The sequence below is a fragment of the Mangrovibacterium sp. genome (assembly GCF_059905295.1).
Window position 1 is genome coordinate 1 of sequence record NZ_JBZQJF010000189.1, and the last position, 6203, is coordinate 6203.

General features: G+C 44.8%; 4 protein-coding genes. All 4 read left to right on the forward strand.

Annotated elements, in window-relative coordinates; all coding sequences use genetic code 11:
• A partial coding sequence (locus AC37HE_RS10115) for a transglutaminase domain-containing protein (protein WP_500782715.1) occupies positions 1 to 1453 on the forward strand: 1453 nt, incomplete at its 5' end.
• A gap of 175 nt (positions 1454 to 1628) precedes the next feature.
• Positions 1629 to 3056: a glycoside hydrolase family 125 protein gene (locus tag AC37HE_RS10120; RefSeq protein ID WP_500782716.1), complete on the forward strand. Its 1428-nt coding sequence runs from the start codon at positions 1629 to 1631 to the stop codon at positions 3054 to 3056.
• Between the two features lie 97 nt (positions 3057 to 3153).
• Positions 3154 to 5796, forward strand: a complete 2643-nt coding sequence (locus AC37HE_RS10125) for a glycoside hydrolase family 2 protein (protein ID WP_500782717.1) — start codon at positions 3154 to 3156, stop codon at positions 5794 to 5796.
• A gap of 176 nt (positions 5797 to 5972) precedes the next feature.
• The coding region (locus AC37HE_RS10130; RefSeq protein ID WP_500782718.1) for a hypothetical protein at positions 5973 to 6203 on the forward strand (231 nt) is incomplete at its 3' end.

The window sequence follows — 6203 nt, forward strand, 5'->3', positions numbered from 1 at the left end:
CGAAAAGCGCCTTGCTTTGGAAGACTCAATCCGGACTTGTTACACGGCTACTTTCAAAACAGAAGCCTGGAGCAAAGCTTTGGCAAAAGAATTGGGATTAGAGGAAAAGCCGGTTGTGAACGCGATTCATTTAAGCTATGGAAACTGGTCCGAAATTGAACAGTATTTGCGTGAAAATGCCAAAGACGAACATGTTCTCGATCTGTTGAAAGGGATTTCAGATAAAGATTACAGCGATACAAAAGCTTCAATCTTAACTACACATCTGAAAAATACGATTCACAATCCGAAATTGCCGGAAGAAATTTTTGTTGATTACGTTCTGGCACCGCGTGTAACGAACGAGATGTTGCGCAACTGGCGGAAATTCCTGCAGGATTCTTTCGCAGCAGAAAAGGACGAATTTGTAAAAGATCCGCAACAATTGACGAAGTGGATCAGACAAAATATTACCATCAACGACATGGCAAACAAACATTCGCGCACGGAGTTAAGTCCTAAGGCGGTTTTCAACCTGCGCGTTTCGGATACGCACTCCCGCGATTTCTTCTTTGTTGCTGCCTGTCGGGCCTTGGGAATTCCTGCTCGCCTGAACCCCGCAACCGAGTGGCCGGAGTTCTGGAAAGACGGAGAATGGATCCGTGCTGAGTTAATTGACAACATGCCTGCTGTACCTGAAACCGGGAAACTGGTTTTGGAAAATGGTGACAATCCGATTGAGCCGCAGTACATGATACATTTTACAATTGGCAAATTGATTGATGGCAATTATCACACGCTTCAATATCCGTTCACCAGGAAGATTACTCAGTTTGGTGAACTGGATTTGGAGGTCGGAGATTACTACCTGGTAACAGGTAACCGTTTGGAAGATGGTTCGGTGTTAAGCACTTGCGACTTCTTCACGATTGAACCGGGTAAAACGAAAAAAATGATGGTCACTTTACGTCAGTCTATCAAAGCTCCGAAAGCAATTGCTCATTTGGATTTTAGTCAATTGAATATTTTAAAGCCAGACGATAAGATGGTTGTTTCATTGGATCAAGTGGCCAACGGTAAGAATATGGTGTTGGCCCTGCTTGATCCTAATAAGGAAACCTCAAAACATATATTGAACGATCTGGGGGATTACCTCGAACACTTTAATGCCTGGTCAGGGGAGTTCGTATTTATCGCTTCAGAAGATCGTCCGCAGTTGGAGCCTGTATTGAAAAGCTACCAGCTGCCAAAGAATTACATCAGTGGTTTCGACAAAGACAATAATGTGTTGCAGGCGCTGATGAAGAATTTTGGTGAAGATGTAAAAGGTAAACTGCCGTTGGTGATTTTAACTGACGCCAGCGGGCAGGTTTATTTGTTCTCCTCCGGTTATAAAATCGGAATCGGCGAGCAGCTGCTAAAAATCATTCCTGCCATGACGATGGCAAAGACTGAAAGCTGTTGCCAGCCATAAAACATGTCGTCTTTTTTGGGTTTGACTGAACATGTTTTATAATCCGTTCTACATATTTTTTGTTTGGGTTAGATCAGTGAGAATGGGTTATCCAGGGGCTTCGGCCCCTGGATTTAGTAGAAGTTTCAAACACGACCGATATAATTGATAAAGCTATAAATCAATCAGACTGAATATGGAAAGAAGAGATTTTTTAAAATACAATTCGCTGGCAGTAGCCGGGATTTTAACCGGTTCAATTTGGAATGCGGCAAATGCAGCAAAAGCTGAATTTGTTAGTCAGCGTCCACCGGTTGGCAAACGTCATTTTACCAGTAAAGCAGTTGAGAAAACAATTGCTGAGGTGAAAAAAGGAATTACCAACCCGGAATTGGCCTGGATGTTTGAGAATTGTTTCCCCAATACGCTGGATACAACTGTTGACTTTTCAATGGTTGATGGAAAGCCGGATACATTTGTGATTACCGGTGATATTCATGCCATGTGGTTACGCGATTCAACAGCACAGGTTTGGCCTTACCTTCCTTTGGTGACCAAAGACAAAGATCTGGACGAACTTTTTCAGGGTGTATTAAACCGCCAGGCTAAATGTATTTTAATTGATCCTTACGCAAACGCATTTAATAAAGAAGCTACCGGAAGCGAGTGGGATAGTGATAACACGGTAATGAAACCGGAGTTACACGAACGCAAATGGGAAATCGATTCCCTGTGTTACCCGGTTCGACTGTTGTACCACTACTGGAAAACATCAGGAAACAAAACTTGCTTTACCGAAGAATGGCATAAAGTCTTCCGTTCTGTTTTAGACACCTTTAAAGATCAGCAACGGAAACATGATAAAGGTGATTATTATTTCACCCGGAACACACCTAAGCCAACCGATTCATTGTGTTGTGGCGGCTATGGGAACCCGGTTAAGCCGGTTGGTCTCATCGTGTCCTCATTCCGCCCTTCCGATGATGCTACAATTTTGCCGTTCCTGATTCCTTCGAACTATTTTGCCGTGACAATTTTGGGTCACATGGCTGAAATAGCACGAACGATTTATAATGATGGTGCATTGGCTAACGAAGCTGAAGAATTGGCTAAAGAAGTAGCCACAGCCATCGAGAAATATGCGGTAGCCAAACGTGAAGGTTTTGGTAAAGTTCTGGCATTCGAAGTGGATGGTTTCGGTAACCATTTGTTTATGGACGATGCAAACATCCCTAGCTTGCTGGCACTACCATACCTGGGTGCTTTGAAAATTGAAGATCCTTTGTATCAGAATACCCGTAAGCTTGTTCTGAGTGATGCCAATCCCTGGTATTTCAAGGGGAAAGCCGGTGAAGGAATTGGCGGACCGCACGTTGGGGCCGAAATGATCTGGCCGATGAGTATTGTGATGCGCGCCATGACTTCGGAAGATAACGAAGAGATTAAGCAGTGTCTGAAAACCCTGATTTCAACGCATGCGGGGACTGGTTTCATGCACGAAACCTTTAATATGGACGATGCCACAAACTTTACACGTAGTTGGTTTGCCTGGGCAAACACCTTGTTTGGTGAGTTGATTGTGAAGATTTATCACGAAAGACCGGAATTACTAACACAGGTATAAACCTGCATAAAATGAGCCGCGAAGGCTTTTGCTAAAACCAGGACTTGTAAATAGTGAGTTTACAAATCTGCATTTGATTTTAAAGAAAGGACATATAATGACTCGTTTTACCCTAAAATTCTATGGAGTGCTGATGCTTTTGGCTGTTACACTGGCTCCGTCTCTGGCTTCGGCTGGTGTTGTGGAGTTAGCCAAAAACTGGAAGAGTGCACCGATGACCAAAGTGAAAGCTTCGGGAGAAGAAATCTCTGCGACAAGCTTCAACCTGAAAAAGTGGAAACCCGCTATCGTGCCCGGCACAGTGTTAACCAATATGCTGGAGTGGGGCGAAGTTCCGGATCCCTTCTACGGAATGAATAACAACAAAATCAAAGATATTTACGAGACAGGTCGTGATCATTACACCTACTGGTTTGTCAACGATTTTAAGCAAAAAGCCGCCAAAGGTGAACAGGTTTGGTTGAACTTTCGTGGTGTAAACTACAGCTGCGATGTGTATTTGAATGGTAAAAAAGTGAATGATGAGCGTCACTACGGCATGTATTTGCGCCAGGAATACAACATTACCGACCTGTTGGCTGCTGATGGTAATAACCGTCTGGCTGTAATTGTCTACCCGGTTGATGTGGTTGGTAACCCCAATGGAGGACAAGGTGGCGACGGTACCATTGCGCGTAATGTTGCCCTTCAGTATGTTGCCGGCTGGGACTGGATTCAGCCGATTCGTGACCGAAATACCGGTATTTGGGATAAGGTAACTATCGAAACAACAAAAGCTATTGACTTGCAAAATCCGCATGTGGTGACTCGTGTGCCGGGTATTCGTAAGCCGGGAGTGCAACAAGATCCTGCGTTCATCGAAACTTCAACTGAATTGGTGAATGCTACCGATGCCAAAGTTGCCGGTAAAGTAGTTGTTGAAATTGCCGGTCAAAAAGTTGAAAAGGAAGTTTCACTGTCAGCAAATGCTAAAGTTGAAGTTAAACTGCCAACGATTGAAATGGCTAATCCAAAGCTTTGGTGGCCGAATGGTTACGGTGACCATTATATGTACTCCATGACTATGAAGGTGTACCTGGATGGTCAGCTGTCGGATGAAGAAACAATTCCCGTAGGTATCCGCGAAATTCAGCATAAATGGAACGACCACACACACAGCATGCAGATTTCGGTGAACGGACAAAAAATATTTATCAAAGGTGGTAACTGGATTATTTCGGATGCAATGTTGCGTTTTTCACCGGAGCGTTACGATGCCGAAATTCGCTATCATCACGATATGAACCTGAACCTCATTCGTATTTGGGGTGGTGCACTGCCTGAGCGTCCCGAGTTTTACGAGGCTTGTAACAAATACGGTATGCTGGTTATTCAGGATTTCTGGATGTCGGGTGACTGTAACGGCCGTTGGGTCGATCCAATGAAAAAGGACGATCAATGGACTCGTCGTCAGTATCCGGATGATCACAACTTATTTGTTGAATCTGCAACTGATGTGATCAAGCTGATCCGCAACAATCCTTCATTAGCCATTTGGTGTGGTGGTAATGAAATTACTCCACCGCATGATATACTGGCTGCTTTGAAAGATTCGTTGAGCGAGCTGGATGGTACCCGCTGGTTTATCGAGTATTCAAACTCCGACAGCATGTCGTACAATTTCATTGGTGGAAACGGTGATGGTCCCTACGGAATTCAACCGGATTCAATTTTCTGGCAACATCGTACCTGGCCATTTAACTCCGAAGTGGGTTCGGTTGGTGTTGGCGATGCCGTTTCGCTGAAACGATTCCTGCCAAAAGAAAACCAGGTGGTTCCGGTTGAAAAAGCCCACAGTGAAGCAGTAACCGACGAAGTTTGGACCTATCATAAGTACATTGGGTATGGAAATTCAATGAAACCATACGGTGGTGCTGAAAATATGGAGCAGTTTGGACAGCTTGCTCAGCTGGTGAACTACAATCAATATCGCGCACTGGAGGAAGGTTTTAGCTCACACATGTGGGATTGGTATACCGGAACAATCATCTGGAAGACTCAAAACCCCTGGACAGCCCTGCGCGGTCAGATGTACGATTACTACCTCGACCCAAATGCCTGCTTGTTCGGTACTCGCAAGGGAAGCCAGTTGATTCATGCGATGTGTAACCCGGTTGACAAAATGGTGTCTATCGTGAACAACAGCTTCGACCAGCTGAACGACCTGATGTTGGTGGCCAAGGCTTATGATATGGCCGGGAAAGAATACCCGATTACACAAGTGTTCGTTTTCAGCGGTCCTACATCGGTGAAAAAGATCATGTCTGTAGAATCATTTTTGAACAAAGCCGGTATGGCGAAAGATGGTGCTTTCCTTCAGTTACAGCTGTTGGATCGCAACCAAAAGCTGATCTCAGACAACTTCTACTGGTATCCAAATGCGGAAGGAAACTACAGTGGATTACAAAATATAGCTGCTTCGAAAATGGAAGTAGAAGCAACTAAAATAGGGGACAACAAAGTGAAAGTTGTGTTGAAAAACCCGGAAGGTGCTCCGGTTGCCTTCTTCAATCATTTAGCGATTGTTGATGTAAAAACAAATGAACGCGTATTGCCAATTTTTGCAGACGACAACTATGTGTCCGTTGTTCCGGGTGCAGAAAAAACAATTATCCTCGATTGCCCGCAGGCGAAAACTTCAAACTGGAAATTAGCTGTCGATGGCTACAACTTCGAACAGCAATATTTTAATATCAAATAGCATCTTTTAGTTTTAAGAATCCGTAGCCACCAGCTTTCAGCCAGCTGGTGGCTTTTTTTTGAAAGTCTCTTCGAGTTTTGAGTTTCGAGTTCCAAGTTTTGAGAGGCTGTCCACTAAACCGGCGGACCCAAACGGGTTCTGGTTATGCTCTCCACGAAACGGGCGGACCCAAACAGATGCTGGTTTATGCCCTCCACCAAACCGGAGGACTCAGACGGATGCTGGTTTATGCCCCCCACGAAACCGGAGGACTCAAACAGATGCTGGTTTATGCCCTCTACGAAACCGGGGGACCCAAACGGATGCTGGTTTATGCCCTCCACGAAACCGGGGGACTCAGACGGATGCTGGTTTATGCCCCCCACGAAACCGGGGGACTCAGACGGATGCTGGTTTATGCCCCCCAA